We start from the raw sequence: 3740 nt of genomic DNA, 5'->3' as shown, positions 1-3740 counted from the left end.
CTTAAAACAGCGAAGCGCCTTCTTTTGTTATATTGTCAATGACAACATATGCTCCAGAAGATGTAAAATATGCTGTAGCTGCGTTACCCGTTGCTCTATTAAAGGCTTTTCTACCCACATTTTTTAGTATAGTTTCTTTAACCAGCTGATTTGTCCACCCGCGCTTAGCCATTTGGCTACTAATCTTCGATGTGATTTTAAATCCACTTGCAAAGCCCTTAGCGGTTCCAATAGTTGTAACAGAAGCTCCAATCGCAATGCCTATCGCATATCCCGCTGCTGCACCAATTGCCACTCCCGCTGCCGCACCTATCAACACATATTTCCATCTAACTTGTTTAAATTTTCTATGTGAAATATATGATCCAGTAGCACCGCCTAGAAGCATTCCAATACCTGCGCCAATAAGCACACAAGTAAATATAGCTATTTCACCAGTTGGATCAACCATATTAGCGGGATTATTCAACGCATAGACGAAGAGGTTATTCTCAATCAGGCTGTCCTGGTCAACTTCAAGTATTCCCGCATCATCAGCATTGACAAACCTGCCCCACTCCGGATTGTAATACCTAGACTGGAGATAGTAAAGTCCTGTCTCGGTGTCGTACCTATATCCCCGGTACCTGTATGGATTCTTAACTCCAATCGTGCTAGCTAGGGTTCCCGTTGTTGAGAGCAGCTTCCCCCAAGTGTCGTAGGTGTAGCTAACCACAATATTTCCTGTGTTGTCAATAAGCCCTGTGATATCCCCCTGGGCGTTCCTCACGTAGTAGTATTCTGTTCCGTTGAGGTTCATGGAGAAAAGGTTCCCTGACGCATCATAGCTGTAGTGGATCTTGTCTGAGCCTGTAGTCTCAAAGGAGACTTTGTCACCGAATACTGTGTACTTGGTAGTGACGCCATTGACGGTCTTCTCTGTCCTTATCCCGTCGGAGTTGTACTTGAAGCTGAGGCTTGTTGAAGCGTTGCTCAAGCTCTTCAGCTGCCTGCCATTTTCCCAGGTGTAGGTCCAGCCGTCGTAAGACAATGGATTTCCTATGGCGTCATAGGAGATGGCCTTTCCATTGTAGGCTGTAAGCTTATCCTTCCAATTAGTGTCGCCATAGGTGTAGCCTATGGTGGTCAGCACCGTACCTAGGGTGCCGTTGGTGTATGCATACTCCTTCTTGTTAAGGATGTTCCCGCCGGCATCGTATGTATAGGTTATGGACTTGTTCAGGTAGCCGTTGTCTTCCCTTATTACCTCGTTCAGCTCATTGTAGTAGTACTTCGTGAACTTTGTCCCGTCTGTTATGCTCTCTATGTTCCCATTCTGGTCATAGATGTATGATATGGCGCTTCCATTGTTGGTTATGGATGCTACCCTTGCTGTGGTGGATCCGTTGACTCCTGAATGGTAGGCGTATCCCACTGTCCAGGTTGCTGAACCTGTGCTTATTACTGATGTATCGATCCTTCCTAACTCGACATAGCTAGTCAAGCCATATGCGCCGCTTCCCAGGGTCACCTTCTTTGGCCTGTTGTCATTGTCATATTCATAGGATGTGGTGTATGTGGTGCCGTTTCCCGTCTCGGTTATTCCACTGACATTATTGTTTACGTCAAAGCCGTTTGTCAGGCTGCTTCCGTCGCTTCCCGATATCTTAACAAGGCGGTCTGCAAGGTCATACACATATCTGTAGCTTGCACTGTTTACCACATCCTCCAGGTAGCCAAGGTTCCCCGATGCGTCATAGCCGTACCTGAACTTCACCTCGTATTGGCCTGTCGCACTGTTCCATACCTTGTATGTCGCCACCCTGTCCAGGTTGTCATAGTCTGTGGCCACCCTGTGCCCGTTCCCGTAGGTTGACTCAAGCAGCCTTCCGGTCCTCAGGTCGAAGCTGTTTGTTATGAGGGTCTGGCTTCCTGCAGATACGGTGGTGTTATTCCCCAATGCATCATACCCGAAGGTATAGCTGAACCCGTTGTGTGCTATGGTCTTCAGCCTGTCGTTCTCATATGTGTATCCGTTTGTCACAACGCTTCCGTCAACCGTCTTAGATACCCTGGTAAGCGCATCAGTATTGCTATCATAGCTGTAGGTTGCTGTCTTCCCCTTAGGGTCTGTGACGCTTGTAAGTGTTCCCTTGCTCTCGTTGTAGGCATAGCTTACGCTGTTGCCTGAACTGTCGGTAATTGTATTTGCGTATGCTCCGCTTGCAGTATATGTTGATGATGACTCCATGAAGGATGTGGCGCCGCTTACCTTCGCCTTCCTTGGGTTTCCGTAGCTGTCGTATTCGAAGCTGTACACCACATTCTCAGCGGATGTGGCCTTGGTCAGCCTCCTCTTCCCGTCAGCTGAATACTCGTAGGTGAAGAAGCTGCCCTTGGGATCTGTTAACTTCACAAGGTCATTCTGCGTGTTGTAATCGAACCTTGTGTTCTGCTTGGCAAGGTCCACGGTGGAGGTCACGTTTCCGTTGGAATCGTACTGGTAGCTCTGGCCGTACTCCTCCCTGTACAATTGTATACCATCAAAGTATGCGGTGTTAAGGTTCAGGTAGTACAGCGCATATATGGATATGCTGCTGTAGCTTCCGTCCGCTATTATTGGAGAGGACATGTACTGCCAGTCTCCTGAATCCTCGTTGAAGTTCACTGCCGCCCACTGAGTTGTCCCGTCTGTCTTCCTTATCGCAAGGTCAAGTGCAAAGTACCTGAGTCCCGACAAAGGCACTGAGGCTCCCTTGGCCCAGCCGCCCATGACGAAAACATCACCTGCGCTTCCAGATACGTTTATGTTCTGTACCAGGCTCTTGTTCGTCCCTGCATTTCCGTTTATCTTAAGGACGTTGTCATCAATGCTTGACGGGTGGTTGCTGTCGCTTGTAACCGCTGCCCCGTCTCCAGTGGTGAAGCCCCCTGATGACCATCCGTCCAGACCATACTTGAAATCCCCATTCTGCACAAGGCTATACCTGTTTGCGATGGAGCCTTCCTCAAGCTGGATCGAGTCGAACCATGCGGTTCCGCTCTCACCCTCGATACCTATGCACGCATAGGCGCTTCCTGATATGGCATTTGAGGGTATGGTAAAGCTCACCTCGACCCTTGTCCAGTCATTGGTGCCTGACACATATTTCCCATATGCATATTTCCAGCCTGCTGCATCCTGGTACCTTACAGCTGCAAGGGCTCCCATTGAGCTTCCTGAAGTGACACCGCTGGTCTTCATGTAGGCTGATAGCGTGTATGTATTTCCCTTGGCAAGGGTAACCAGCTGCGACGCGAAAACCGTGCCGGCATTGCCTGTCTTGGTAATCCTTATTGACTGGTTCCCAAGCTGCTTCTGGTCTGACACATAGGCCAGCGTACCTGTTGAACCGTTATGCTGCTCAAGGGTCCAGTTCGATCCGCTTTCCCCTCCATGGTTTCTAAGCTCATTGACCACTGTCTTCTGAAGCTTTGACTCAATGGTCAGCTTGTTCTTCGTTGACCCTGCTGTGCCGTATCCATAGTAGGCTCCATAGCCTCCGTTGTCCTTTATGGATATGGTGTTCCCCTGGTTGTTGAACTGGTATGTGTTGCTTCTTCCCAGGTAGTCGGTGAACACAGTGGTGTTGTAGCCGTAGCTTAAGGTAAGCTCTCCTCCAAGGGCTCCGGACGTGCTTGTCTCACTTATCTTCTGTACCCTGTACGGAGCCACTCCGTAGTAGGACCACCCTATCCTGTAGCCGTCGTGGTTTGTTGCG

1 protein-coding gene is annotated in these 3740 nt (G+C 49.2%); it reads right to left on the bottom strand.

The features are described 5' to 3' along the window. Position 1 precedes the first annotated feature (1 nt). The coding region (locus tag T472_RS19515; RefSeq protein WP_023863365.1) for an RHS repeat-associated core domain-containing protein at positions 2–3740 on the bottom strand (3739 nt) is incomplete at its 5' end.

Origin of the sequence: Youngiibacter fragilis 232.1 (genome assembly GCF_000495435.3) — a bacterium.
GTDB classification, from domain to species: domain Bacteria; phylum Bacillota; class Clostridia; order Clostridiales; family Clostridiaceae; genus Youngiibacter; species Youngiibacter fragilis.
The sequence above is the reverse complement of the archived record's forward strand: the minus strand, read 5'-3'. Positions and strand labels throughout refer to the sequence as shown.